Consider the following 26,197-nt stretch of genomic DNA (forward strand, 5'->3'; position numbering starts at 1 on the left):
ACTTGCTCCTGCTACTATCATCTTTGGCTTTTCTTTTAATGCTATTTCTCTGACTTCATCATAGTCTATTGTTTCTGTTTCTTTATTTACTCCATAGGCTATAAAATTGTAATAGGTTCCTGAAATATTAACTGGGCTGCCATGGGTTAAATGTCCGCCCTGTGATAAATTCATACCTAATACTTTATCTCCGGGTTTCAATACTGCAAAATAAACTCCCAAATTAGCGTTAGAACCAGAATGTGGCTGTACATTAGCATGGTCAGCACCGAATATTTTTTTCATTCTATCACGAGCTAAGTCTTCAACCATATCTACTACTTCACAACCGCCATAATATCTTTTGGCTGGATATCCTTCTGCATATTTATTAGTTAAATAGCTACCAGCTGCTTCCATTACTTGTGGGGTTACAAAATTTTCTGAAGCTATAAGTTCAATATGTTTCTTCTGCCTATTAAATTCCTTTTCAATAATATTCATCACTTCTGGGTCATACTTAGTTAAATTTGAAAAATCCATCCTCTTCTACTCCCCTCATCTTTTATTTTTTGTAATTAATTATAGTAATATTATGCTATAATATAGTATAACTAATTTCAAAGGTAAAAAACTAATCATTTACATTATATAGAGTTTTTGTCATTTTTACAAGAATATAATTTAAGAGGTGAGAACATGGATAATTCTGAAATCAATAATAGAAAAAACATTAAAAAATTATTGATCTTAGCTACTTTAGCAGGAGATATAATGCTCAGGAGTGGTGCTGAGATTTATAGAGTTGAAGATACAGTAGTTAGAATATGTAAATCAAGAAAAGATATTAAATATGTAGACGCTTATATAGTGCCAACTGGAATATTTATATCATTAGAATATAAAGGTGAATTAATTTCTTATATTAAGAGAGTTAAAACAATTTCAATAGATTTAAATAAAATTACTTTGGTAAACGAGTTTTCTCGTAATTTTGTTAATTCCCAGATGTCTATGGATGATGGACTTAAAGAATTAAAAAAAATAAACAAGGTAAATAGCTATACAAATTTAACTAAAACCTTTTTTGGTTCTTTGGCAGCAGCTTTTTTTTGTGTTCTTCTTGGAGGCTCTTTTTTAGATTTTATTGCTAGTTTTACTGTTAGCTTTATTGTTTTAACTATTATTAATCTAATATCAAAATTTAATCTTACTTTCTTTATTAATAATTTATTTGGTGCAATCCTTGCAGCAGCTTTTTCCCATATTTTCGTTAAAATTGGTATAGGCGGAAATCTTGACAAGGTAATTATAGGGTCTATAATGTGTCTAGTCCCTGGAGTACCAATTACAAATGCTACTAGGGATACTATGTCTGGAGATTTTCTGTCAGGATTATCTCGAGGTATGGAAGCAGTTTTTTCTGCAATAGCTATAGCTCTTGGTGTTGGTATTATTCTAAACTTTTATGCGAAGGGGGTATTTTAATTGAATATTATTAAACAATTAATATTATCTTTTATGTCTACAATTGGATTTTCTGTGTTGTTTAGCTCTCCAAAAGAAAATTTAATATACGCAGGTATTGCTGGCTCTATGGGTTGGACTATATATTATATAACTGCTAATTTACTTCATAGCAATATTATAGGAACATTTTTTGGTGCTATAACAGTAGGTCTATTGGGTGAACTTTTGGCAAGACTATGTAAAAAGCCAGCAACCATTTATATCACTTCGGGAATAGTTCCCTTAGTTCCTGGTGCTGGCATGTATTATACAATGCTTGCTATAATAGAAAATGATTTTAATTTGGCTGCAAACAAGGGTGTAGAAACTTTTTTTATAGCAATTACTATAGCCATAGGAATAATAATTTCCTCAGGTTTTTCCAAATCAATTAAAAGGGTTAAACAAAAAGATTAATTCTGCTTTGTATATTTAAGCATTACATCAACTAATTTATCTAAAGCAGCTTCTTCACTTTCACCTTGTAAATAATCTTTTAAACAATTTTTCATATAATTTTCAAGTACTAAGCCACCTACACTGTTTAAAGCTGCCCTTGCTGCAGCTACTTGAATTAATATATCACCACAAAATTTTTCTTCATCAACCATCTTTTGTATTCCCTTTATTTGTCCTTCAACCCTTCTCAGCCTTTTAATAATAGCAGTTTTATCTCCCAATAATCGCACCCCTTTATCTAAATAATTCTTGTCATCTGTATTATATCTTTATTCCTTTTACCAAATCTTTTATCAATAATCTTAACTATAAAATATCCTATTGCCATAAATACTAAACCGATTAAAAAACTAAAAGGCTCATAACTAATTATATTTAAGTTTTTTAAAATCTTCATACCTATTAATATTCCTATAATTAACATGGTAACAGGAACCATATATATAATCATAGTATACTTCAGTATATTTTTAGCTTCTCCTCTTATTTCAACGAAATCTCCAGCTTTAGCATTTACGTTGTTTGGAAGTATAACAACATGATTGGGTGCACTACAACTTCCACCACAGCTCTTACAGTTATCTCCGCATGCTGAGACTCTTCTTACTTCTACTTCAACATTGTTTCCATTTACTTTCCTTACAAATCCAACCTGCTCCATATTTACACCTCCTAAAATGCAATATCCTTTATTACTTCAGATGCTATAATTAATCCAACTACTGAAGGAATAAAACTAATACTACCAGGTACTGCTTTTCTAAGCTTTTCATTTTCTAGGTTTACATTCCTAGGAACTTCCTCAGACCATACTACTTTAAGATCTTGGATATCTCTCTTTCGTAACTCATGTCGCATAACCTTAGCCAAAGGACATACCTTTGTAGAATAGATATCCCCTATCTTAAACATAGTAGGATTTAGCTTATTGCCAGCACCCATAGAACTAATAATAGGTAATCCTCTTTTTTTACATTGTACAATTAAATCAATTTTAGAGGAAACCATATCAATAGCGTCTACAACATAATCATATTTATGAGAAAGAAGTGCTTCTTTAGTATCTTCATTATATTTTTCTTTAAATACTTTTATATTTAAATCTGGATTTATATCTAAAATTCTATCTCTCATGGCTTCTACTTTTGATAATCCTACTGTTTTTATATTAGCGTGTATTTGCCTGTTGATATTGGTTATATCTATTATATCATAATCTATTAGTGATATGTTACCTATTCCTGTTCTGGCTAATGCTTCTACTGTAAAAGAGCCTACACCTCCAACTCCAAATACGGCTACTGTTGCCTTAGATAATCTTTCCATTCCTTCTTTACCCAGCAATAGCTCTGATCTCATAAACGGACTATTCATTTCTTTCTCCTTCCAAACTTGACTATTCAATATTTAACTTTACATGAACTTCCTCTAACTGTTTATCTGAAACAACAGTAGGTGCATTGGTCATTAAACAAGTAGCTGATTGAGTCTTAGGAAAAGCAATGACATCACGAATATTTGATGTATTTGACAGAAGCATTATAAGTCTATCAAAACCATAGGCAATCCCGCCATGTGGAGGAGTTCCGTATTTAAAAGCCTCCAAAAGGAATCCAAACTTATCCCATGCTTCTTCCTCTGTAAATCCTAATGCACTAAACATTTTCTTTTGTAAATCAGAATTATTGATCCTAATACTTCCCCCACCTAATTCATCTCCATTAATAACTATATCATAAGCTTTGGCTCTAACTCTTTCAGGCTGCGTTAAAAGTAATTCTATATCTTCATCCATAGGGTGTGTAAATGGATGATGCTTAGCAACATATCTATTTTCTTCTTCATCAAATTCAAATAATGGGAATTCAGTAATCCAAACTAATTTCATATCATTAGGATGGATTATATTTAATCTTCTTGCTACTTCATTTCTTAGATTTCCTAAACTATCATATACAACGGAGTTCTTATCAGCTACAAATAGAATTAAATCTCCTTTTTCTCCATCCATTCTTTTCAAAATATTCGTAAATTCTTCCTCACTAAAGAATTTTGAAATAGGTGATGTTATTCCTTCTTCTGTAATCTTTATCCAAGCCAATCCTTTAGCACCATAAGTCTTTGCATATTCTTCTAGAGAATTTATATCCTTTCTAGTAAATTTATCTCCATATCCTTTAACATTTATTCCTCGTACGGAACCTTTGTTTTCTACTGCTCCACTAAATACTTTGAAGCCACAGTTTTTAACTAAGTCTGAAATATCTTTTAGTTCAAACCCAAATCTTAAATCGGGTTTATCCACTCCATATCTCTCCATAGCTTCAGCATAAGTCATCCTATCTATTGGCAATTTTATTTCTATGCCTTTTATTTCCTTAAATATTTTATATAAAAGCTTTTCATTTATGGAAATAATATCCTCTACGTCTACAAAGGACATTTCAATATCTATTTGTGTAAATTCTGGCTGCCTATTAGCCCTTAAATCTTCATCTCTAAAACATTTTACTATTTGATAATATCTATCCATTCCTGAAACCATAAGAAGTTGCTTCATTAGCTGTGGTGATTGTGGTAATGCATAAAACTCACCAGGATTTACCCTACTAGGAACTAAATAATCTCTAGCACCCTCTGGTGTTGGCTTTGTTAACATAGGAGTTTCAGTTTCAATAAAATTATTCTCATATAAAAAGTCTCTTACTACTTTAGCTGTTTTTGCCCTTAATTTCAATTTTTCTTGCATAGATGGTTTTCTTAAATCTAGATATCTATATTTTAATTTCATACTTTCTGAAACATTATCATCATCCTTAATATAAATAGGCGGAGTTTCAGATTCGTCTAAAATCTTAAGTTCCTCTACTAATACCTCTACTTCTCCAGTTGGTATTTCTTTATTAATAGATTGTCTAATCCTTACTTTTCCTCTTACTGCCAATACAAATTCTGATCTAACTTTCTCTGCTTTTTCAAATATCTCACTGGATACTGTATTATCAAATACTACTTGAGAAATTCCAGTTGTATCCCTTAAATCAATAAATATAAGTGAACCTAGATTTCTCTCTCTTTGTACCCACCCCATCAACACTACTTCTTGACCATCATGCTCTGGTCTTAATTCTCCACACATAATAGTTCTTCTTAAATTTCCCATTTTTTCTACCATTATATTACCTCCTCAAAAAAATATAAACCTCTCATCTCTGATATCCAGGGACGAGAGGCTATCTCGCGGTACCACCCTAATTAGGTATTTCCTCACTCAAAAATTTAACGCATTTCTGCGAATTAATCTTATAGATTATCTACTCCAAGGTGTCTTCATTAAATATTAGTGTCAGCTTTCCACCTTTCACTGACTCTCTATAACTAAGTAATTTAACTACTCTTCCTTTTCAATGTATTATATTTATTTTTATTAATTATAGAATATAAAATAACTCATGTCAAGGAGTATTATTGAATACTCTTCATTAATTTAATATATTTCTTATCTTCAACATTTATATGATTAGCAAGCCATTCTATTATTAACAATTTTAAATCATTTAGATTTTCTTCTGATACCTGTCCCTCTATTGTATTTTGATATATTCTATAAATTTTCTCGATAAAATAATTATGCTGTCTTCTATGTTCAATAAAATCTTTATAAGAATTTTCCATCATCAATATTTCTTCTTCATAAAAATGATTGTTTGCATACCCCATTAAAAATATAAATATCTTCTCAACTTCTTTAATATTAGAATTAACTCCTAAGTTGAAAATCTCACTTGCCTTATCAAATATACTTTTATGCTGCTTATCTATGGACTCTATGCCTGTTTCCAATTCTTCTGTCCACCATAACATAATATAAGCCCCCTTCCTATTAACTACCTTCTAACTTAACTTTTTTGTTTTCAACTAATTCATCTATTCTTTCAACATATTCCTTTAAATCTTTAAAATTAGGAACTCTTTCTATTCGATTTTCTTCTGGAAAGAAAATTTTAGATACTGACCCCATTCCTGCTGCCATTATAGTTTCTTTTTCTTCCATCATAGCAATATTATATATACATTCCATTTTTGGTTTGCAATATCCTACATTCTCAAAATTTCCAAGTATCTGTTTTTGTCTATAAAGATAATAAGGTTCTAATCCCATATCTTTTGAATATTCCATAGTTTCATTTAACATTGTACTTAAAATATTCTGAGGTTGTAATGAATATTTATCTATAGTATCTCTAAATTTTGATCCTCTTTTTACTGAAAGTGTATGAACAGTTAGGTTCTCTGGATCTAATCTTTTAATTTCTTCTAATGTTTTTTTAACATGAAGAATATCTTCCCCAGGAAGTCCTATAATTAAATCCATATTTATTATATCAAATCCAATTTCCTTAGCTAGTTTAAAAGTTTTAATAATATCTTCTGTTTTATGCTGTCTACCTATTAATTTCAAAGTACCATCATTCATGGTTTGCGGGTTGATACTTATCCTTCTTATATTATTTTTATTTAACATTCTTAAATAATCTTCTGTAATGGTATCTGGTCTGCCGGCTTCTACTGTAAATTCTTTTATATCTTTTTGTCCAAAATTATTGTAAATACAATGAATTACTTTTTCAAGTTCTGTCGGTGGAATTGCAGTGGGTGTACCTCCACCTATATATACTGTATTTATATTTTTGCCTTTCATCATCTTAGATATATTATTGATTTCATATATTAATTTTGAAATATATTCTTTAATATGATTTTCATATCTACCTATAGGTAAGGCTGGAAACGAACAGTATAAACATCTAGTAGGACAAAAAGGTATACTTATGTATAAACTATACTTATCCTTGTTTAAGGGCTCAATATACTTTCTTTGCTTCTTTCCAATATTTAATATCAACTTAGCCTTATCAATATATAGTTTATATTCTTCTGTTAAAACTCTAATTATCTCATTGTCATCTATATTTCTATCCAATAACTCATGAACAATTTTAACTGGTCTTATACCTGTTAAAATTCCCCATGGTATTTTAGCTTCATTTAGAGAAATCAACGTATTATATAAGGACTTTTTAATCCCAATTCTTATATATTTGTCTATGGATCTTCCATATATTTCTATAAGCTCAATATTTTCCGTTGATTGTTTAACTAAAACATCATTTATATATAGGCTTGTAGTGGCAAACTTAATTCCATTCTCCTCATATAAAGAATTAACTATAAGAATTCCCTCACCTATATAGTCGTTTTTTGTATCAATAGATATAACCTCTTGACCTGGGAAAAAAACTCTAATTAATTCAACTAATTCATATCTAGTTTCGTGATTTATTAACAATAGCTTTATCACATAATCACCTTATTTATCTTAACGTAAAAATGGATTTGAAGTCCTCTCTCTACCTATTGTAGATGGAGCTCCATGTCCTGGAAAGACTTTAATATCATCTGAATAAACCATTATTTTATCTTTTATTGAGTTTATTATAGAGTCATAATCTCCTCCTAATAAATCTGTTCTTCCTATAGAACCTGTAAATAGAGTATCTCCCGTTATTATACTATCTCCTATTTTTATACATATACCTCCTTGAGTATGTCCAGGAGTATGAATAACTTGAGCTTTTTCATCACCAAATTCTATAATATCCCCATCTTTCAAAAGGATATCTGGTTCTATTTCCACTGTTCCCATAGCCATTATTGTAGAAAGGTTTTTATTTCCATCAACTAGAATTTCTCTATCATCTTCATGTATCATCACTGGAACAGATAAAACCTTCTTCAATTCTTTTACTCCTCCTATATGATCTGCATGACCATGAGTAAGCACTATATATTTAATTTTAAGTCCATTTTCTCTTATTGATGAAAGTATATCATCCACATCTCCACCTGGATCTACAACTATAGCGTCCCTTGTAACTTCAGAATATATAATATAACAATTGGCTGCATATATGCCTGCTGGTATTCTTACTATTTTCAAATTTATACCTCCTAAAATAATTTTTTACTATCTAATAATATGGTCACAGGACCATCATTTACAAGGCTTACTTTCATATCAGCACCAAAAATGCCTTTTTCTGTTTTTATTTCCTTAGTCTTACATTTATCTATAAATTCTAGATACATTCTCTCGGCTATATCAGGATGTGCTGAATCAGTAAAACTAGGTCTTTTACCTTTTCTTACATCTCCATAAAGAGTGAATTGAGAAATAACTAATATTTCTCCATTAATATCTAATAAAGATAAGTTCATTTTATCATTCTCATCTTGAAATATACGAAGTCCTAAAACCTTATCTACTAAATATTCTAAGTCCTTTTCTGTATCTCCTTCACCTATGCCAAGAAATACTAATAATCCCTTTCCTATTTCACCAGCTACTTTATTATCTACTCTAACTGTAGCTTCTGAAACTCTTTGTACAACTGCTCTCATCTATATCTCTCCTTAAGCTGTAACTCTATATACATCCATTACATTTTTTATTCTTTTTACCTTTTTCATTAAATCCCTTAACTCTTCAATATTTTTAATCTCAAGGGTCACATTTATAAATACTATTTTATCCTTGGATGTTCTAGCGTTTAATGATATTACTCCTAAATCAGAATCTGTTATTTTTTGAGTAATCTCTGCCAAAAGTCCTGATCTATCTGATGCCTTTATCTGTATTTCAGCAGGATATGACGCTTTCTTTTGAAAATCCCATTCTACTTCTATAAACCTCTCCACATCTTCTGACATTATTATATTTGGACAATCTGCCCTATGAACTGAAACTCCCCTTCCCCTAGTTATATACCCTACTACTTCATCTCCTGGAACTGGGTTACAACATTTGGAAAATCTTATTTTAATATTATCTATACCTTTTATCTTAATACCTTGAGTAGGTTTACTTATCTTCCCTTGACTAGGTTGCTGTATTTTACTTTCTATAAAAGCTTTTTCATCTGTTATTTTATAATAATCATTATATTGTACTTTTAATTTTGAAATAACTTGATTTAATGTTATATTACCATAACCAATAGACGCATACAAATCATCAATAGAATTTACGCTAACTTTACAAGCTATGTTTTTCAACCATTCATCTTTTAAAATTTCAGATGTTTTATATCCTAATCTTTTAACTTCTTTTTCTAATGATTCTTTTCCTCTTATTATATTTAAATCTTTTTCCTTAGCCTTAAACCATTGTCTAATTTTAGTCTTTGCCTGAGTACTTTTTACTATTTTAATCCAATCTCTACTGGGCCCATTACTGTTTGTAGATGTAATTATTTCAACAATATTTCCATTCTTTAGCTTATAATTTAAAGGAACAATTCTTCCATCTACTTTAGCCCCTACACATTTATTTCCTACTTCAGTATGAACCCTATAAGCAAAATCAATAGGCGTAGAACCATCAGGAAGGTTTATTACATCTCCCTTTGGAGAAAATACAAATACTTCATCTGTAAAAAAGTCTATCTTTAATGTCTCCATAAAGTCCTTAGGGTCATTTAAATCAGACTGCCATTCGAGTAATTGTCTCAACCATGTTAGTTTATCATCAAAGCTATCAGATTTTGTACTTCCTTCTTTATATTTCCAATGGGCAGCTATTCCATATTCTGCTGTTCTATGCATCTCCCAAGTACGTATTTGAACCTCAAATATTTCTCCCTTCATACCAATTACTGTAGTATGAATGGATTGATACATATTAGGTTTAGGCATGGCTATATAGTCCTTGAATCTTCCTGGTAAAGGCTTCCATAGGTTATGAACTATACCAAGTACTTCATAGCAATCTTTAATATTATCTACTATAACTCTTATGGCAGTTAAATCAAATATTTGCTCAAAAGCTTTTCCTTGATGAACCATTTTTTTATATATACTATAAAAATTCTTTGGTCTACCACTAACATCATATTTTATTTTAACTTCATCTAGTTTTTTACTTAAAGTTTCTATTATGTTTTTTACATATGCTTCCCTTTCTTGTCTTCTCTTAGAAACCTTCTCAACTAAATCATAGTAATTATCAGGATCAAGATATCTTAAAGATAAATCTTCTAGCTCCCATTTTATTTTAGAAATTCCCAATCTATGTGCTAAGGGAGCATAAATCTCTAGAGTTTCTAGAGCCTTTTCTTTTCTCTTTTCATCTCTCATATATTCTAATGTCCTCATATTATGAAGTCTATCAGCCAGTTTAACTATAATAACTCTTATATCATTTGCCATAGCTAAAACCATTTTTCTCAAATTTTCTGCTTGATTTTCCTGCTTAGTCTTATATTGAAGTTTCTTTAATTTCGTTACTCCTTCTACTAAATTGGCTATTTCAACTCCGAATTCTTCTACAATATTCTCATAGGTTATTTCTGTATCTTCTATAACATCATGAAGTAGACCTGCTACTATGGTATCCGTGTCCATATTTAAATCTGCTAATATAATGGCAACATTGAAGGGGTGAATAAAAAACTTTTCACCTGAATTCCTTATCTGTCCTTCATGAGCTAGTTGAGCGAAATTATATGCCTTTACTATAAGGCTTAGATCTGCTTGTGAATTATATTGTTCTATTTTTAATAGTAAGTTCTCTAACATTTGATTCACCCTCTTCATATTAATGAATGTGTCTATAAGTTTGATTATTTATAATTACCCATTATCAATTGCTTATAACAAATAGGTTAATATGCCACATTTCTTGATACCCTATAATTTTGAATTATAATTTGCAAATTAGTATTACCATTATATTCATTAATTGAAGGATAGTATAGAATATCAATTTTTATATTATTATCTATTCCACTATAGACCTTATTAAGTTCATTTTTTCCATAAATATTTTCTATTGTATTTTCAAAGGCTTCAATATCTCCAAAAAATATTCCTTCCAATGTTTTTCTGCTTTCATTTTCCAATATTAGCTTTAAAACATTTCTATTTGCACCTAGTATAAAAGCCCGATTAATTTTTAGATTTTTTTCACCAAATATAGGCTTAGTATTCCCTTTTCCAAATGGTTCTAAAAGTTTTATTTCATTAATTAACTTAAAGCTTATATATTCTAAAGGAATTTGCATATCTATATATACTTTAGGTATTAAATCTTCATCTGTTAATATTGTATTTTTATTTAAAGATTTTCGTAGTTTAATTATATTATCCTCTTCTAGAGACAAACCTGCTGCCATAGGATGTCCACCAAACCTCGATAATAAGTCCTTACATTGTGATAATTCTTCAAACATATTATACCCTTCTATAGATCTGCCAGATCCTTTTACTCCATCCTTCCCTCGAGTTAATACTATTGTAGGCTTATTATATCTTTCCTTAATTCTTCCTGCTATGATTCCTGCAATACTTTCATGTATCTCTGGTTCATAGATTACAAATACTTTATCATCTTTTAATTCCGAAGTTTCAATAATTTTTACTATTTTTTCTACTCCTTCTTTAGTCATTTCTTTTCTCTCATCATTTAACTCTCGAAGTTCTTTTGCCAAAGTATCTGCACTATCTAAATCATCTGATAAAAGTAATTCTATAGCTTTTAAAGCTGAATCCAGTCTTCCAGAAGCATTAATATTTGGTCCAATAATAAACCCTAAATGATATACTCCAATTTCCTTACCTTCTATACCTGTTTCTTTTATCAAAGCTTTTAAACCAATATTTTTAGTCTTATTTAAAAGCTCTAAGCCCTTCTTTACTATAATTCTATTTTCATCAACTAAATCTACTACATCACAGACTGTTGCAATAGCAAGATATTCTAAAAAATAATAAATCTCTTCTTGTGGCAAATTAAATATAGAGTATAATTTTTGTATTAATTTGAATACTACTGCTGCTCCACAAAGACCTTTAAAGGGATATTTACAATCTTCTTGTTTTGGATTTATTACTGCATCTGCATCAGTATATAAATATTTTTTTTCCCCCTTTTCATCTAATATAAAAGGTATATCATGATGATCTGTAACTATTACAGTTAGTCCAAGTTTTTTTGCAAACTCTATTTGCTCTATTGCTGCTATACCATTATCGCAAGTTATTATAGTATCTATATTATCTATTTTTGCTTCTTTAATAATTTCAATATTTATACCATAGCCATCATCAATTCTATTTGGTACAACATAATCTACATTACCTCCACATTTTTTAATCCCTCTATATAATAAATAAATTGAAATTACTCCGTCTACATCATAATCTCCAACTATTCTTATTTTTCTCTTGTTAATAATATCCTCTTTAATAATAGATGCACCTTTTAATAAATCTTTCATAAAATCTGGACTATGTAATTTACTTAAATCTGGATATATAAAACTATCTATTAATCTATAATCAGTTATATCTCTATTAACTAAAAGTTTAGATAAAAATTCAGATATTTTAAAATCCTTTGCAATTTTTTTATAATCATTTCCTTTGTTTTTTATAAACCACTTCTCCAATTACTTCACTCCAATAGAAATAAAATTTAGATACGCTAATTAGTATCTAAATTTTATCATTTTATTACATTTAATTCTAGTTATTCTTATATATTTCTTATTTTTTGACAAAAACTTCTTATGATATAAAATAAAAACTGCCTATTTAGCAGTTTTTATTTTTCTATTTTTAAGTTCGTACCAAATTGGAGATGCAATAAACATTGATGAATAAGTACCAGCCAAAACACCTATCATAAGTGGTAATGCAAGTACCTTAATAGCTTCAACCCCTAATATATATAACATAAGAATTGCAATTAAAGTAGTAAAAGATGTGTTTATTGTTCTCTTTAAAGATTGCTTTATACTCTTATTTATTAAATTTTCTGGTGATTCCTTTGGATATAATCTTACATTTTCTCTTATTCTATCAAAAATTACTATTGTATCATTTATAGAATATCCTAAAATAGTTAAAATTGCAACAATAAAAGAACTATTTACTGGAATTCTAAGAATAGAATAAACAGCTAGCATAATGAATATATCATGCACTAAAGCAATTATAGCTGCTAATCCAAAGTTGAATTCAAACCTCCATGTTATAAATCCAAGCATTAATACAGTTGCTATTAATGTGGATAACATAGCTTTTTCCCTTATTTCTTTTCCCATCAAAGGACCAAATTTTTCAGATTGAAAATTATTTTCATTTATATTATATTTTTCTATAAATTTATTTACTATACTTGTGATTGTATCATTTGAAAGGTCTAAGGTACTTTTTATTATTATTTCATCTTTTTCTATACCTGCATGTAAAACACTTACATCTTTATCATATTCATCTGTTATTTCTCTAACTTCATCTACTGGTATAAATTTTCCTGCATTTATCTGAATTAATGTACCACCAGTAAAATCAATTCCATAGTTTAAACCCTTAGTAAAAAACATAAGAAGTCCCACTATGATTATAACTAATGAAAATATTGCAAATATCTTTCTATTTTTAATAATATCCATTTTTTCACCCCTCTATTAAGCTCCATAAAGCTTGCTATTCTTGCCACCTGTAATTGATACTATTGATTTTAACAAATATTTTGAAATAATAACTGATGTTATCATAGAAGCAACTATACCTATTATTAAGGTTACACCAAATCCCTTAATAGGACCAGTACCAAAATAATATAATACAGTTCCAGCTATTAAAGTGGTTATATTAGAGTCTATTACAGATGTAAGTGCTCTCTTAAATCCTGCATCTACAGCAGTTCTAACACTCTTACCTATTTTTATTTCTTCTTTGATTCTTTCAAAGATTATAACATTGGCATCTACTGCCATACCTATAGACAGTATTAAACCTGCTATGCCTGGAAGTGTTAATTTAACGCCTAAGGATGACATAGTAAATATAGTTATCAATGTATATATAATAAGTCCAATAGAAGCAATAAAGCCAGGTATTCTATATATACTCATCATAAAAACCATAATTATAAGAAGTGCAATTGCTCCTGCTTTTATACTTTTTTCATATGCTTCTAATCCTAAAGTTGGTCCAATAACAGATGTTTGTAATTCCTTCATTTCTACTGGTAAAGCACCTGCTCTAATTAGAGTTGCCAATTGACTAGCTTCTTCTAAAGTAAACCCTCCTGTTATAACAGCCTTACCATCTGTAATTGCTGTTCCACCTTCTGCTACACCTTTCACTGCTGGATATGATATTACCTGATCATCTAAAATTATATAAATAATTCTATCTTCTCTCTTTGGTTCTAATGTAAGTCTTCCAGTAGCTTCAGCAAATCTTTCAGTACCTTCCTTATCCAACTCTAGACTTACAACAATTTCCTGTTGATTTAATTTGTCTGTATGATATTGAACTTCTGACCCTGCAACATTTTTTCCTGTCAATACAATATTTCCTTTTGGATCAACAAATTGTAATTGTGCTGTCTTACCTATTAGTTCAATGGCCTTTTGTGGATCATTTATACCTGCTAACTCAACTCTTATCCTATTACCACCTTCAATTGAAATATTAGGTTCTGATACACCAAGACCATTTATCCTCTCATTGATAATAGCCTTTGATTGCTCCATAATTTTTTGAAGTTCAGCACCCTTGGCATCAGTTTGAGCTTCTAGCACTACATAAACTCCTCCAGCCAATTCCAATCCTAATTCAATTGAATCCTTTGCTTTTGGAATCTCATATTTGCCAATTTTAGCACCATTTAATGCTAAAAATGTGCTACCTCCTACTATAGCTAATACTAATATAAATAATATAGTGTTTTTAGCTTTCATCTTACCCCTCCTAATCATCTAAGTTTGCCAATATAGATATGGCACATTCTATTCTTTTCTTTTCCATCTCACAGCCTAATTTATATGCTTTACTAAGATCTTTATGAGCATGGTATGAGTTTGCATGGCATCCTCCACTACAGTAAAATCTTGCCCAGCATTCTCTACATTCTTCCTTGTTGTATACATTAGCTTTCTTAAACTTTTCTCTTAAACTTGTATTTTCAACTCCATCAAAAACAGTACCTAGTTTAAACCCTTCTTCCCCTACAAATTGGTGACAAGGATATAAATCTCCTTCAGGAGTAACTGCCATATATTCTGACCCTGCCCCACAACCAACAGCTCGCTTAATTATACAGGGTCCCTGCTTTAAATCTATCATAAAATGAAAAAAATAAAAATCTTTGTCCATCTTTTTTATATTAATATATTCCTTAGAAAATTTTTCATATTCATCTAAAACTAATTGTAGATGTTCTTCTCTTAAAGCGTAATCCATTTCCTCTGAAGTCACTACTGGTTCTATGGAAATCTTTTTAAATCCATTATTATAAAAATCTAATGCATCTTTGGAAAAATCAATATTATTGCTAGTAAAGGTACCTCTGATATAGTAATCCTTATCTCCTCTTTTTTCCACCATTTTTTTAAACTTAGGTAGAATGATATCATAGCTACCTTCCCCAGAGATTGTCTTTCTCATATTATCATTAACTTCTTTTCTTCCATCTAAACTAAGAACAACATTTGACATGTTTTCATTGATATAATCAATCTTTTCATCATCAAGTAAAACTCCATTTGTAGTAATAGTAAATCTAAAGTTCTTATTGTACTCTTGTTCTAAACTTCTTCCATATTGTACCAGTTCCTTAACTAAGTTAAAATTCATAAGGGGTTCTCCACCAAAAAAGTCCACCTCTAGATTTCTTCTAGTACCAGAATGTTTAACAAGATAGTCCAATGCCTTTTTTCCAACTTCTAAAGACATTAATGACCTTTCTCCTTTAAAATCTCCTTGGGATGCAAAACAATAGTTGCATTTTAAATTGCAGTCATGTGCCACGTGTAAACACATTGCTTTAACAATATTTTCCTCATTATATTTAAAATTAGAAATATCTATCCCCTCAGAAAATAAAAGCCCCTCTTTAACTAATTCATCTATTTCATTATAAACATCTTCAACTGCTTTTTCACCATAGGTACTTTTAAATATATTCTTTATTTCATCTATGGACTTTTCTCCATAATAATCTATTATTTCATATACAATTTTATCAACTACATGTACTGCACCAGTATTTACATCTAAGATAATATACTTATTATTTAAATGAAACTTATGCATCTTTGATGCCCTATTCATTAAACTTCCTCCCAATTAACAATTTTATACAAATAAAAAGTAGTGGATAAACCACCACCCTTTACTTTTTTATTTATTTTCGCATTTTTGATTTCCTACAGTACAGGATGTTTTACAAGCTGATTGGCATGAAGTTTGACATTCTCCACAACCACCTTTAGCTATAGTATCTTTCAAATTGCTGCCAGATATTGTCTTTATATATTTCATTTTAAATCCCCCCTTGGCGTCTATTTTCTGCTATTTATTATATCATATTCTTTTTTGAATTTAAAGCTTTTTTTCTTTTAAGATATGTTTATCCCAATAATGCCACCTATTATTCCAGTAATACAGGCTAGTGCTAATTTTGAAATTGAAAATATATCTAATTTTAAAGATTTTAAGAATATAAGATTAAGTATAATTAATATTGAATAATATACTATTCCTACTATTCCCCCATTAATCCAGCCTTTTTCCTTAATCCCCTTGGACACATAAATACTGCCTACTATTATACTCAGCATCATAATTACTGTATTCATTAAAGGCATTTTATTTTCTTTAAGTGATGAATAGGTTAATAGTAGTGAAAAAAATAATATTAGAATACAAGTAATAATATAGGCTAAAAGCAACCCCCTTAATAAATGAATACCTCTGTCTAAATTCTTTGTTTTCATATATCTCCCTCCTTATCCTTATTTTAATTTATTTAAGGAAAGTGATATTTATTACATAAAAAAAGCTTCCTTATTAAATTAGGAAGCTTTTTTTCTATTTATCCTCTTCTTTAGTATCTACTTCTTCATCTTTAGATTTTTTTGATTCATTTTTATTAACTACTGAACCAACTGACCATCTAGCCATATCTAATTTAGTTCTAGAAGAACCTACTTCTATGGTTATAAAGTCTTCTTTTACTTTTATAATCTTCCCATTAATCCCACCAATGGTAATTATTTCATCACCAACTCTTAGATTATCTCTCATTTCTCTTACTTGTTGTTCTCTTTTCTTTTGTGGTCTAATGGCAAAAATATAAAATACGACTAAAAATCCTATAGGTATTATTAGTCCTTGTAACTGTTGTGGCATGTATAAACCCCTCCCTTTCTATAATCTATTATACAGTATTTTTTAAATAATTCATCTAATTTTTATCATTATAACCATATTTTTTATAAAACTCATCTTTATATTCAAGAATTCTATCTTCTTTTATGGCTTTTCTAATGTTTTCCATTAATTTTATTAAAAAATATAAATTATGAATTGTAGTAAGCCTTGCTCCTAAAATTTCATCTACATTAAATAAATGTCTAATATATGCCCTTGAATAATTTGTACAAGCATAACAATCACATTCTGGATCTAATGGAGTAAAATCCTTAGCATATTTTGCATTTCTTATGACTATTTTTCCTTGTGATGTAAGAGCTGTCCCATTCCTTGCAATTCTAGTAGGAAGTACACAATCTGCCATATCTATTCCTCTAATTACCGATTCAAATAAATAGTCTGGAGTTCCAACTCCCATATTATACCTAGGTTTGTCTTTAGGTAATAAAGGTGTAGTAAAATCCAAAAGTTCACACATTAATTCCTTAGGTTCTCCTACACTAAGTCCACCTATTGCATAGCCTGGAAAGTCTAACTCTACCAATTCCTTGGCACTCTGTTCTCTTAAATCTTTATACATTCCTCCTTGAACTATTCCAAATAATCCTTGTTTATCCCAATTTTTATGATAATCTTTACATCTTTTAGCCCATCTAGTAGTTCTTTCCATAGAATGTTTTGCATACTCATAGGTAGCTGGATAAGGAGTACATTCATCAAAACACATCATAATATCGGATCCCAAGGAATTTTGAATTTCTATAGATTTTTCTGGACTTATGAAATGTTTCGAACCATCAATATGGGATCTGAATTCTACTCCTTCCTCTTTTATTTTCCTTAAATCTCCCAGACTAAAAACTTGAAAGCCTCCACTATCTGTTAAAATAGGTCCATCCCAATTCATAAATTTATGTAGTCCTCCTGCTTCCTCTATAAGTTTATGACCTGGTCTTAAATATAAGTGATAAGTATTACTTAAAATTATTTGGGCACCTAAACCTTTAACTTCCTCTGGTGTCATAGCTTTAACTGTAGCTCTAGTTCCTACAGGCATAAATATTGGCGTTTCTATAACTCCATGAGGAGTATATAATTTTCCAAGTCTTGCCTTGCAATCTTTTGCTTCTTTTAATAATTCAAATCTTATTGCCATAATTACCTCCTGTTATTTTATAAACATGGCATCGCCAAAACTAAAAAATCTATATTCTTCTTCCACTGCTATTTTATATGCATCTAATATTCTTTCTTGGGTAGCTAATGCACTAACCAACATGAGTAAAGTTGATTCTGGCAAATGAAAGTTTGTAATCAATCTATCTATAATTTTAAATCTATATCCAGGATAAATAAATATGTCAGTCCAGCCTGATTTTGGTATGATTTTTCCATTTTCATCAGATACAGTTTCCAAGGTTCTAGTAGATGTAGTTCCTACAGATATTATTTTGCCACCATTTTCTCTGGATTTATTAATTATATTTGCTGCTTCCTCTGGTATATTATAATATTCGGAATGCATATGATGCTCTAAGATATTGTCTACTTTAACAGGTCTAAAGGTTCCAAGCCCTACATGTAAGGTTATATAGGCTATATTAACACCTTTATCTCTAATTTCATTTAATAGTTCATTAGTAAAGTGAAGACCCGCTGTTGGTGCAGCAGCTGAACCTTTATGCTTTGAGTAAACAGTTTGATACCTATCTTTGTCTTCTAGTACCTCTGTAATATATGGAGGCAATGGCATCTCACCTAAACTATCTAAAATCTCCTCAAATATTCCTTTATATTCAAATTTTATTATTCTAGTGCCATCTTCTCCTATTGATAAAACTTCCCCCTTTAAAACTCCGCCGCCAAATTCTATTATATGCCCAGGTCTAGCCTTCTTCCCAGGTTTTACTAAAGTTTCCCATAAATTATCTTCCATTCTTTTAAGAAGCAAAATTTCTATACTTTCCTCTTTTCCTACTCTATTTCCAAAGAGTCTAGCAGGTATTACTTTTGTATCATTTAAAACTAAACAATCTCCTTTATTTAAATAATCAATAATATCCTTAAATTTTTTATGCTCTATTTTACCAGTTTTTTTATCCAATACTAACAACCTAGATTCTTCTCTGTTTTTTAAAGGGTGTTGAGCTATTAGCTTCTCTGGTAAAAAATAACTAAAATTCTCTCTTTTCATTAGACCATCCTTCTCTATTATAATAATTGATTAATTATTTGTTAGCACATCTATTCCAGTATAATAGTATTTAAGTATCTCCTCAAAGTCATATCCTAGCTCTGCCATTTTCTTTGCTCCAAATTGACTCATACCTACTCCATGACCAAATCCTTTTCCTTCTATTAATATCTCAGAAGAATTTATGGGATAAAACTGTCCTAAGGATTCTACCTTATCTTTCCCCATTGCCCTACTTACACTTCCCCTAGTTACCTTATTTTGATTCTTTCCATCAATTATATAGGCTTTATTAATGTCCATAGTTTGGGGCTTAAGCATAGCTCCATCCATAATATAAACTTGATTATCAGATGTACTCATATTACCACTTTTTATATCAAACCAAGAACTTTTAAACTTTGAAGCTCCAACTATATTCCTAAATTGAGTACCATTTATAATTTTTTCTCCCTTAGTTCCAATGACCTTTACTTTATTTACTTTTCCTGTTGAAGTAGCTTCAATAATCTCCATTCCTTGTAAATTTCCTATATCTATTCCAGATGAAATTAGATTATTATTTAATTCATTAAGATTTATACTAAAACTCCACTTACTATAAGGTGACTCTAATGAGAAACTGTCCTCTACAGATTTTAAATAGGGGAAATCTCCTCCCCATACATTTACACTATCCTCAGTAAAGCCACTACTTGTTGAATGAAATATTGCCTCTATTACCTTTCCATTATAATACGCAAATACATCTCTAGTTTCATCTACAGCCAAATTAGTTGAAGGTCTTTCATATTCAACTCCAGAATATACTTGACAATGAGTAGTATCACATAAGTTAAATCCTTCAGAAGAATGTTTATTTATATTAGAAATTGCAAAACTCCTAGAGGCCACTGCCTGTGCCTTTAATGCCTCCATATGGAAGGTAGATGGCATTTCAGCAGGAACTACTCCATATAAATAGTTCTCAAGTTCCACATGATTAATAACATAAATTTCGTTATTTTTACTCAATAATCTAATATAATCCCTATATCTATCTTTTTCAACTGTAATTATTGAATTATTAAAAGTATTTGATGAAATTAAAACACTACCATCTTTTGGTAAAGTAAATAGAATATCTTCTCGAGAATTAACCAAGTTTATACCATTCTCACTCAATACAGCTTTTATATTTGTATCATCTATATTTAATAAAACATCATCCTTATTGTTAATAGAAAATAATAAAAATCCATTATTACTTCCAAAGTTAACAACATTTTTCTGTTTTATTGGTTTTGTTAACCTAATATTTAGATACTGATTATTAATATTTTTAGCATAAGATTTTTTAACAGGCAATAAAGCTAATAGTAACATTAAAATTAAAAATTTAGATATATTCTTTTTCATATATCCTTTCTCCCCCTAATTATATTTTTAATCTTCAGTATATGGAATTTCAAAATGTTCATATGCCTTTTTAGAAACCATTCTTCCTCTAGGAGTTCTATTTAAAAAACCTATTTGTAAAAGATATGGTTCATATACATCTTCTATTGTATTTCTTTCTTCTCCTGTTGCTGCAGACAGAGTATCTACACCAACAGGTCCTCCATTGAAGTTTTCTATTAAAGTAAGAATTAATTTCCTATCTACACTGTCCAATCCTAATTCATCGATTTCAAGCACCTCTAAACCTTTTCTTGCCACCTCCCAAGTAATTATACCTTTTTCTACAACCTGTGCATAGTCCCTGACTCTTTTAAGTAATCTATTTGCGATTCTAGGCGTTCCCCTAGATCTTCTTGCTATTTCTAAAGCTCCTTTATCTTCAATTTCTATATCTAATATATCAGCAGATCTAATTACTATCTGTTTCAAACTTTCATCGTCATATAACTCCAAGTTCAACATTACTCCAAATCTATCTCTAAGGGGTGATGTTAGTAGCCCTGCTCTAGTGGTTGCACCAATAAGTGTAAATTTGGATAAATCAAGCCTTACGGATCTAGCAGAAGGCCCTTTTCCAATTATTATATCCAATGCGAAATCTTCCATTGCTGGATATAATATTTCTTCCACAGTTCTGTTGATTCTATGTATCTCATCAATAAACAAAACATCTCCCTCTGAAAGATTAGTTAAAATACTAGCCAAATCCCCAGGTCTTTCAATGGCAGGTCCTGATGTAACTCTTATATTAACACCCATTTCATTTGCAATAATATTTGCTAGGGTGGTTTTCCCAAGTCCAGGTGGCCCATATAATAGTACATGATCTAAAGATTCATTTCTTCCTTTAGCAGCTTGAATAAAAATATTTAGTTTTTCTTTAGCCTTATCTTGACCTATATACTCAGTAATCCATTTAGGTCTCAATGTCAATTCACTTTCCAAATCCTCATTTCTTAGACTTCCAGCCACTATTCTATCATTAATATTCTCCATTTATTAACCCCTTCTTAATGTTTTGATAATCTTTTTAATGTTTCCCTAATTATATCTTCAATACTCATATTGGATATGTCCATGGTTTTTATAATCTTCTCAACTTCTATTCTTGTATATCCCAAAGACATTAATCCATTTATAGCTTCCATATAGTTATCATAATTCAAGTCACTTATATTATCTTCTTCAATTATTATATCCTTATCTATCCTATCTTTTAACTCTAATATAATTCTTTCAGCAGTTTTTTTCCCAATTCCTGGTGCCTTACATAAAACATCTAAATCCTTTCTCATTATAGCTAATTTAATCTGGTTTGAATTTAGTGTAGATAGGATGCCTAATGCTATTTTAGGCCCAATTTTAGAAACCATCTGAAGTAATTTAAACATATTAAGTTCTTCTTCTGATATAAATCCATAAATAAATATTCCATCTTCTCTTACATTCAAATATGTAAAAATCATTGCATTTTTCATCCCTAATTCAATTTGGATCATTGTATTAGTAGATGTAAATATTTTATAACCTATTCCATTATTCTGCAATACTATATAATCTTCTCTTATAGCTACTATATCTCCAATAATAAACTCAAACAAATTATTCACCCTTTATATTCATATATTATTTCATTCTAAAGGCTTCTTTAAATTTAATAGAACTTCCATGACATATGGCTACTGCTAAAGCATCTGCTACATCATCTGGTTTAGGCTTTTCTTTTAAATTTAATAGTATCCTTACCATTTCTTGTACTTGATTTTTATCTGCTCTCCCATATCCTACAACAGATTGCTTTATCTGCAAGGGAGTATATTCATATATATTTAACCCTTTATTAACAGCTGCTAGTATTTCTACCCCCCTTGCTTGTCCTACCTTTATAGCTGTCTTTACATTTTTGTTGAAAAATAGTTCTTCCACTGCTAAATCTTCAGGTTTATATTTTTCTATAATTTCAATAAGTCTATTATATATTATCTTTATCCTATCAGGAAATAAAATATCTGAATCTGTTCTTATACAACCATAATCAATTGCTTTAAATTTATTTCCATTACATTCTATAATACTATATCCAACTATTGCAATTCCTGGATCGATTCCTAGAATTATCATCCTTTATCTCCCTTCTATAACTATATTTACTATTGTACCATATTTACACATAAAAAACTAAGTTAGAAAATCTAACTTAGTTAACTAATAAAATTCTCAAGAATTTCAGACAATTCATCTTCATTATCAACTACAATCCCATCTATTATTTTTTCTTGATCAATATCCATTAATAATGAAATAGGATAATCAACTAACACATTATCTAATACTCTTTCTCCATTTTCTCCAACCTTAAATATTGCTATCAAACCGTCTTTTTCTCCAACTATATAATGATTTTCACATAAATGGTTTTTAGTAGTTCCTAATGTTATTTTACTAGATGAAAAAGATATTAACTTTTTATCAGGATAATTTTCTTGAATATATTCAATAAATTCTTCTCTCGTCATATTGACCATATTATCTTCTACAAGATTCGTCTTTGTAACAACATGGTTACAAGCCATATAGTGAATTCTCTCTTCTATAAAGGTATTTGGAGAAATCCTATTACCCTCACCAAGTATTTCTTTTTCTGGATGCTCTAATATATCTTTTTCTTTTATATCTATTTTGCTAATGTCTTTCGGGTTTAATCTTTTGCTCATCAATTGATAGCCAAATATAAAACTCACTAAAAACAAGGTTAAAGAAAAAAAGAAAACAGGTAAAACTTTGTCTTTTTTCATAAATATCCCTCCAGATTACTATCTAGAGGGTTATTATATCCATTTTACAATTTTTTATACAAAAGCACATTATTTGGTAACTTCACCAATCTTAAATCCTGCTGATTGAATTTTATCAACTAATTTATCTACATCATCTGTATCCACTCTAAGGATAACTTGAATTAAATCTAATACTTTTGGATCCATAATGGCAAAATTTATTATATTTATATTTTCTTTTCTAATTACGTCTGTAAGTCTTGCTAACTGTCCTGGTAAATCAAACATATTTATAACAATTCTAGTTCCCTTATCTATTCCAAATATTTCTGAAAAAGCATTAAATATTGCAAAATGAGTTAATATTCCTACAAATTTATCATTAGAATCAAAAACAGGCAAAAACGGTGTTCTAAGCTCTTTTAAAAGATAAGAAGCTTTTTCAATTCTTTCATCTGCAGAAATGGACTCATAATTGTTATTATATATTTCCTCTACTTTAGTGTTGTTTAGATACTCCTCTTTATTACATTTTCCAGACTCTAAATAATTTCTATAAACAGCTTCTTTCATGAGAATACCCTTGAATTCTTTACCATCTATAACTGGTAGGGATAAAAAATTTCCCTCATTGATTTTTTCAAGGGCTCTACCCAAACTCTCACCTAACTCAACTGTAGTTAGTTTTTCTTTTGGCAGCATATAATTTCTAATAAACATTTATAATCTCTCCCCTTTAAATATTATCTATACCTCTTTAACACTCTATCATTTAGTCCGTACCAGTATGCCTCTTTATAGAGTTTTAAACCATCTTTAAGTACTATCTTTACCATTTCTTTATAAATACTATTTAATTCATCTAAAGTTAATAAGTTGTCTTCTTCTTTAGTGTTACAAGGCTTTGAATTATATTCTATTGTCAGCTGTTTATCTAAATGTTCATTTAGGTTAAAAATCTTTGTCCTTAATAGTTTATGACAATAATCCCTAATAATATCATATAAATATTTATTTTGCTTCTCACCTTTTTGGATTTCTCCACCTATTAACGCCTTAACATCCGATATCTGTTTTATTTTATTATCAAAATGATATAAATACTTACTTTTATATAATTTATCTATAGGTGTATTTTTTATTGCTATTTCCTCTAAGATATTTACCCAATAATTATTAAAATAACCATGTTTATAACCTTCTAGATAAATAAACAACTCCAATCTATTAATATCTTCATGAATTAGTTGTCCAAGATTTAGGGATATAGAATAATTCCCTTTTCTCTTCTTCAAAAATTTGCTGATATGTTTTTTTAGATTATGTATAGATACGTACTTGGGGCAAATGTTTGTTATATTTTCTTCTAAATCATATAGATTAAGGAGGATATGTATGCAACTTATATCGTTATTATAAAGAAATTTATATATTAATCCATCATAGATACTAGATAGTTCATTGTTTGCTATTGCCATATCAATACCTCCTTTTTATCAATTGTTGACAATCCTTTGATGTATTAAACATTTTAACTATAAATTTTAAAGGACAGCAAAGACTATTATACTACATAATTCTTCATAATAGATTAAATTTATATAATAACTTTCTTACAAAATTTTAATATGTAAAATAAAAAGTAATATATTTAATTAAGTCTTCTAGTCAAGATTTCTATAATATCATCATAAGAACTGTTAGATTTTATTTTATATCTCCCAGTTCTAATCTTTTTATCTAGTTTTTTTCCTTTTACAAATAAAACAAACTCATCTACATCCTTTATTAAATTTGCATCATAAAGATTTTTTGCAACCCTTGTAAGATTCGAGCCACTTTCTACTATAATTTCTGTCTCTATTATTGGTTCTATGACTTCATCTTCTTTCTTTTCTTCTATTGGATCTTCTTTTATATTCTCTACTTCTATGCTTTCTTTTAAGTTTACCATTCCCAATTCTTTTGCTTTTTCTATTATTGCCTCATCTTCTAAGTCTAAATACTTTATATTAGGATTAAAGGAATATAAAATATTAGTAAAAATCATTCCAATACCTATACCTAAAGTTAGATATGCTAACTTAATTCTTTTATTCATATTTATAAATCACCTCATATATTATTATAATAAATCAATACTTATTATAACATCTTATTTATAAATATAATATGAATAAGATACTAATTTCATTAATTTATAAAAAAATGCGTCTATAGACACATTTTTTATAAAGCATATTTTTTTAAACTCATACTTAGAAAATTAAAGTTAAATAAAATAATTTTTTTCTATTCTCTATAATATAAAAAACAAACCTTTTAAATGAACATGCCCCTGTCAAGTAGACAGTGAAAATAATAAAAACTTTGTGCGCCAACCATTTCATTATGATTGGCGTATATTCATTTTAAGCAGCTGAATCTAAAAGATAACGCCTGTATTCTATTGGAGTCATGCACTGTAATCGTTTTTGATACCTATGATTATTGTAATAATTTATATATTCAATAACAGCAGATTCTAACTCGGAATATGTGCAGAATT

General features: G+C 29.2%; 30 protein-coding genes and 1 other annotated feature. Of the genes, 2 read left to right on the forward strand and 28 right to left on the reverse strand.

The window, feature by feature from the left end; all coding sequences use genetic code 11:
* The coding region (locus tag BUB33_RS14590; protein ID WP_479694042.1) for a PLP-dependent aminotransferase family protein at positions 1-522 on the reverse strand (522 nt) is incomplete at its 3' end.
* A 156-nt stretch (positions 523-678) separates the two neighbouring features.
* Between BUB33_RS14590 and BUB33_RS14595 the strand changes: the two genes are divergently transcribed.
* A complete protein-coding gene (locus BUB33_RS14595) occupies positions 679-1,467 on the forward strand; it encodes a threonine/serine exporter family protein (RefSeq protein ID WP_072977807.1) in 789 nt (262 codons plus the stop codon).
* A complete protein-coding gene (locus BUB33_RS14600; RefSeq protein WP_072977809.1) occupies positions 1,468-1,905 on the forward strand; it encodes a threonine/serine exporter family protein in 438 nt (145 codons plus the stop codon).
* Here BUB33_RS14600 and BUB33_RS14605 read toward each other — a convergent pair.
* From BUB33_RS14605 to BUB33_RS16950, 27 genes are all read right to left on the reverse strand, one after another.
* Positions 1,902-2,168, reverse strand: coding sequence for a metal-sensitive transcriptional regulator (locus BUB33_RS14605; protein ID WP_084725501.1), 267 nt, complete (start codon positions 2,166-2,168; stop codon positions 1,902-1,904). The genes BUB33_RS14600 and BUB33_RS14605 overlap by 4 nt on opposite strands.
* 17 nt (positions 2,169-2,185) lie before the next feature.
* Complete coding sequence (locus BUB33_RS14610; RefSeq protein WP_072977815.1) at positions 2,186-2,608, reverse strand: SoxR reducing system RseC family protein; 423 nt, start codon at positions 2,606-2,608, stop codon at positions 2,186-2,188.
* An 11-nt stretch (positions 2,609-2,619) separates the two neighbouring features.
* Complete coding sequence (locus tag BUB33_RS14615; protein WP_072977818.1) at positions 2,620-3,321, reverse strand: tRNA threonylcarbamoyladenosine dehydratase; 702 nt, start codon at positions 3,319-3,321, stop codon at positions 2,620-2,622.
* 22 nt (positions 3,322-3,343) lie between these two features.
* Positions 3,344-5,122, reverse strand: a complete 1,779-nt coding sequence (aspS, locus tag BUB33_RS14620) for an aspartate--tRNA ligase (protein ID WP_072977820.1) — start codon at positions 5,120-5,122, stop codon at positions 3,344-3,346.
* A gap of 43 nt (positions 5,123-5,165) precedes the next feature.
* Positions 5,166-5,364, reverse strand: a binding site (T-box leader).
* A 48-nt stretch (positions 5,365-5,412) separates the two neighbouring features.
* Positions 5,413-5,811, reverse strand: coding sequence for a bacteriohemerythrin (locus BUB33_RS14625; RefSeq protein ID WP_072977823.1), 399 nt, complete (start codon positions 5,809-5,811; stop codon positions 5,413-5,415).
* A gap of 19 nt (positions 5,812-5,830) precedes the next feature.
* On the reverse strand, positions 5,831-7,309 hold the full coding sequence (gene hemZ, locus BUB33_RS14630) for a coproporphyrinogen dehydrogenase HemZ (RefSeq protein ID WP_072977825.1): 1,479 nt from the start codon (positions 7,307-7,309) through the stop codon (positions 5,831-5,833).
* Positions 7,310-7,327: 18 nt separating this feature from the next.
* Positions 7,328-7,948, reverse strand: coding sequence for an MBL fold metallo-hydrolase (locus BUB33_RS14635; protein ID WP_072977827.1), 621 nt, complete (start codon positions 7,946-7,948; stop codon positions 7,328-7,330).
* A gap of 11 nt (positions 7,949-7,959) precedes the next feature.
* Complete coding sequence (gene dtd, locus BUB33_RS14640; protein ID WP_072977830.1) at positions 7,960-8,409, reverse strand: D-aminoacyl-tRNA deacylase; 450 nt, start codon at positions 8,407-8,409, stop codon at positions 7,960-7,962.
* A 12-nt stretch (positions 8,410-8,421) separates the two neighbouring features.
* A complete protein-coding gene (locus BUB33_RS14645; protein ID WP_072977832.1) occupies positions 8,422-10,584 on the reverse strand; it encodes a RelA/SpoT family protein in 2,163 nt (720 codons plus the stop codon).
* An 86-nt stretch (positions 10,585-10,670) separates the two neighbouring features.
* On the reverse strand, positions 10,671-12,455 hold the full coding sequence (gene recJ / locus BUB33_RS14650; protein WP_072977835.1) for a single-stranded-DNA-specific exonuclease RecJ: 1,785 nt from the start codon (positions 12,453-12,455) through the stop codon (positions 10,671-10,673).
* A 141-nt stretch (positions 12,456-12,596) separates the two neighbouring features.
* Positions 12,597-13,463: a protein translocase subunit SecF gene (gene secF, locus BUB33_RS16455; protein WP_084725503.1), complete on the reverse strand. Its 867-nt coding sequence runs from the start codon at positions 13,461-13,463 to the stop codon at positions 12,597-12,599.
* Between the two features lie 15 nt (positions 13,464-13,478).
* On the reverse strand, positions 13,479-14,762 hold the full coding sequence (gene secD, locus BUB33_RS16460; RefSeq protein WP_084725505.1) for a protein translocase subunit SecD: 1,284 nt from the start codon (positions 14,760-14,762) through the stop codon (positions 13,479-13,481).
* A 10-nt stretch (positions 14,763-14,772) separates the two neighbouring features.
* Positions 14,773-16,134: a thioether cross-link-forming SCIFF peptide maturase gene (gene scfB / locus BUB33_RS14660; protein WP_072977837.1), complete on the reverse strand. Its 1,362-nt coding sequence runs from the start codon at positions 16,132-16,134 to the stop codon at positions 14,773-14,775.
* Positions 16,135-16,203: 69 nt separating this feature from the next.
* On the reverse strand, positions 16,204-16,344 hold the full coding sequence (gene scfA, locus BUB33_RS14665; protein WP_072977839.1) for a six-cysteine ranthipeptide SCIFF: 141 nt from the start codon (positions 16,342-16,344) through the stop codon (positions 16,204-16,206).
* A gap of 77 nt (positions 16,345-16,421) precedes the next feature.
* Entirely contained in the window at positions 16,422-16,799 is a 378-nt protein-coding gene (locus BUB33_RS14670; RefSeq protein ID WP_072977841.1) for a TIGR04086 family membrane protein, read from the reverse strand.
* Between the two features lie 94 nt (positions 16,800-16,893).
* On the reverse strand, positions 16,894-17,214 hold the full coding sequence (gene yajC, locus BUB33_RS14675; RefSeq protein ID WP_072977844.1) for a preprotein translocase subunit YajC: 321 nt from the start codon (positions 17,212-17,214) through the stop codon (positions 16,894-16,896).
* 55 nt (positions 17,215-17,269) lie between these two features.
* Positions 17,270-18,394 (reverse strand): tRNA guanosine(34) transglycosylase Tgt, encoded by a 1,125-nt coding sequence (gene tgt, locus BUB33_RS15910; RefSeq protein ID WP_072977846.1) that lies wholly within the window; start codon positions 18,392-18,394, stop codon positions 17,270-17,272.
* Positions 18,395-18,406: 12 nt separating this feature from the next.
* Complete coding sequence (gene queA, locus BUB33_RS15915; RefSeq protein WP_072977849.1) at positions 18,407-19,432, reverse strand: tRNA preQ1(34) S-adenosylmethionine ribosyltransferase-isomerase QueA; 1,026 nt, start codon at positions 19,430-19,432, stop codon at positions 18,407-18,409.
* A gap of 30 nt (positions 19,433-19,462) precedes the next feature.
* Positions 19,463-20,830, reverse strand: coding sequence for a SpoIID/LytB domain-containing protein (locus BUB33_RS14690; RefSeq protein WP_072977851.1), 1,368 nt, complete (start codon positions 20,828-20,830; stop codon positions 19,463-19,465).
* A gap of 27 nt (positions 20,831-20,857) precedes the next feature.
* Entirely contained in the window at positions 20,858-21,868 is a 1,011-nt protein-coding gene (gene ruvB / locus BUB33_RS14695; RefSeq protein ID WP_072977854.1) for a Holliday junction branch migration DNA helicase RuvB, read from the reverse strand.
* Between the two features lie 14 nt (positions 21,869-21,882).
* Positions 21,883-22,482 (reverse strand): Holliday junction branch migration protein RuvA, encoded by a 600-nt coding sequence (ruvA, locus tag BUB33_RS14700; RefSeq protein ID WP_084725507.1) that lies wholly within the window; start codon positions 22,480-22,482, stop codon positions 21,883-21,885.
* A 16-nt stretch (positions 22,483-22,498) separates the two neighbouring features.
* Positions 22,499-22,993, reverse strand: coding sequence for a crossover junction endodeoxyribonuclease RuvC (gene ruvC / locus BUB33_RS14705; protein ID WP_072977859.1), 495 nt, complete (start codon positions 22,991-22,993; stop codon positions 22,499-22,501).
* 80 nt (positions 22,994-23,073) lie between these two features.
* Positions 23,074-23,667, reverse strand: a complete 594-nt coding sequence (locus tag BUB33_RS14710; protein ID WP_072977861.1) for a hypothetical protein — start codon at positions 23,665-23,667, stop codon at positions 23,074-23,076.
* A 69-nt stretch (positions 23,668-23,736) separates the two neighbouring features.
* The gene (locus tag BUB33_RS14715; RefSeq protein WP_072977864.1) at positions 23,737-24,369 is read right to left on the reverse strand and encodes a CBS domain-containing protein; all 633 of its coding nucleotides are present in this window, start codon (positions 24,367-24,369) and stop codon (positions 23,737-23,739) included.
* Positions 24,370-24,392: 23 nt separating this feature from the next.
* The gene (locus BUB33_RS14720; RefSeq protein ID WP_072977866.1) at positions 24,393-25,127 is read right to left on the reverse strand and encodes a hypothetical protein; all 735 of its coding nucleotides are present in this window, start codon (positions 25,125-25,127) and stop codon (positions 24,393-24,395) included.
* 173 nt (positions 25,128-25,300) lie between these two features.
* The gene (locus BUB33_RS14725; protein ID WP_072977869.1) at positions 25,301-25,750 is read right to left on the reverse strand and encodes an endolytic transglycosylase MltG; all 450 of its coding nucleotides are present in this window, start codon (positions 25,748-25,750) and stop codon (positions 25,301-25,303) included.
* Between the two features lie 310 nt (positions 25,751-26,060).
* Positions 26,061-26,197: IS3 family transposase (locus tag BUB33_RS16950; RefSeq protein ID WP_143154908.1), on the reverse strand; the 137-nt coding region annotated here is incomplete at its 5' end.

The sequence above is a fragment of the Tissierella praeacuta DSM 18095 genome (genome assembly GCF_900128955.1).
Lineage (GTDB): Bacteria > Bacillota > Clostridia > Tissierellales > Tissierellaceae > Tissierella > Tissierella praeacuta.

Coding starts and splice junctions, on each gene's coding strand:
- BUB33_RS14595 (WP_072977807.1), top strand. CDS start 679: ATGGATAATTCTGAAATCAATAATAGAAAAAACATTAAAAAATTATTG.
- BUB33_RS14610 (WP_072977815.1), bottom strand. CDS start 2,608: ATGGAGCAGGTTGGATTTGTAAGGAAAGTAAATGGAAACAATGTTGAA.
- BUB33_RS14615 (WP_072977818.1), bottom strand. CDS start 3,321: ATGAATAGTCCGTTTATGAGATCAGAGCTATTGCTGGGTAAAGAAGGA.
- aspS (WP_072977820.1), bottom strand. CDS start 5,122: ATGGTAGAAAAAATGGGAAATTTAAGAAGAACTATTATGTGTGGAGAA.
- BUB33_RS14625 (WP_072977823.1), bottom strand. CDS start 5,811: ATGTTATGGTGGACAGAAGAATTGGAAACAGGCATAGAGTCCATAGAT.
- dtd (WP_072977830.1), bottom strand. CDS start 8,409: ATGAGAGCAGTTGTACAAAGAGTTTCAGAAGCTACAGTTAGAGTAGAT.
- BUB33_RS14645 (WP_072977832.1), bottom strand. CDS start 10,584: ATGTTAGAGAACTTACTATTAAAAATAGAACAATATAATTCACAAGCA.
- secF (WP_084725503.1), bottom strand. CDS start 13,463: ATGGATATTATTAAAAATAGAAAGATATTTGCAATATTTTCATTAGTT.
- secD (WP_084725505.1), bottom strand. CDS start 14,762: ATGAAAGCTAAAAACACTATATTATTTATATTAGTATTAGCTATAGTA.
- scfB (WP_072977837.1), bottom strand. CDS start 16,134: ATGAATAGGGCATCAAAGATGCATAAGTTTCATTTAAATAATAAGTAT.
- scfA (WP_072977839.1), bottom strand. CDS start 16,344: ATGAAATATATAAAGACAATATCTGGCAGCAATTTGAAAGATACTATA.
- BUB33_RS14670 (WP_072977841.1), bottom strand. CDS start 16,799: ATGAAAACAAAGAATTTAGACAGAGGTATTCATTTATTAAGGGGGTTG.
- yajC (WP_072977844.1), bottom strand. CDS start 17,214: ATGCCACAACAGTTACAAGGACTAATAATACCTATAGGATTTTTAGTC.
- tgt (WP_072977846.1), bottom strand. CDS start 18,394: ATGGCAATAAGATTTGAATTATTAAAAGAAGCAAAAGATTGCAAGGCA.
- queA (WP_072977849.1), bottom strand. CDS start 19,432: ATGAAAAGAGAGAATTTTAGTTATTTTTTACCAGAGAAGCTAATAGCT.
- BUB33_RS14690 (WP_072977851.1), bottom strand. CDS start 20,830: ATGAAAAAGAATATATCTAAATTTTTAATTTTAATGTTACTATTAGCT.
- ruvB (WP_072977854.1), bottom strand. CDS start 21,868: ATGGAGAATATTAATGATAGAATAGTGGCTGGAAGTCTAAGAAATGAG.
- ruvC (WP_072977859.1), bottom strand. CDS start 22,993: ATGATAATTCTAGGAATCGATCCAGGAATTGCAATAGTTGGATATAGT.
- BUB33_RS14710 (WP_072977861.1), bottom strand. CDS start 23,667: ATGAAAAAAGACAAAGTTTTACCTGTTTTCTTTTTTTCTTTAACCTTG.
- BUB33_RS14715 (WP_072977864.1), bottom strand. CDS start 24,369: ATGTTTATTAGAAATTATATGCTGCCAAAAGAAAAACTAACTACAGTT.
- BUB33_RS14720 (WP_072977866.1), bottom strand. CDS start 25,127: ATGGCAATAGCAAACAATGAACTATCTAGTATCTATGATGGATTAATA.
- BUB33_RS14725 (WP_072977869.1), bottom strand. CDS start 25,750: ATGAATAAAAGAATTAAGTTAGCATATCTAACTTTAGGTATAGGTATT.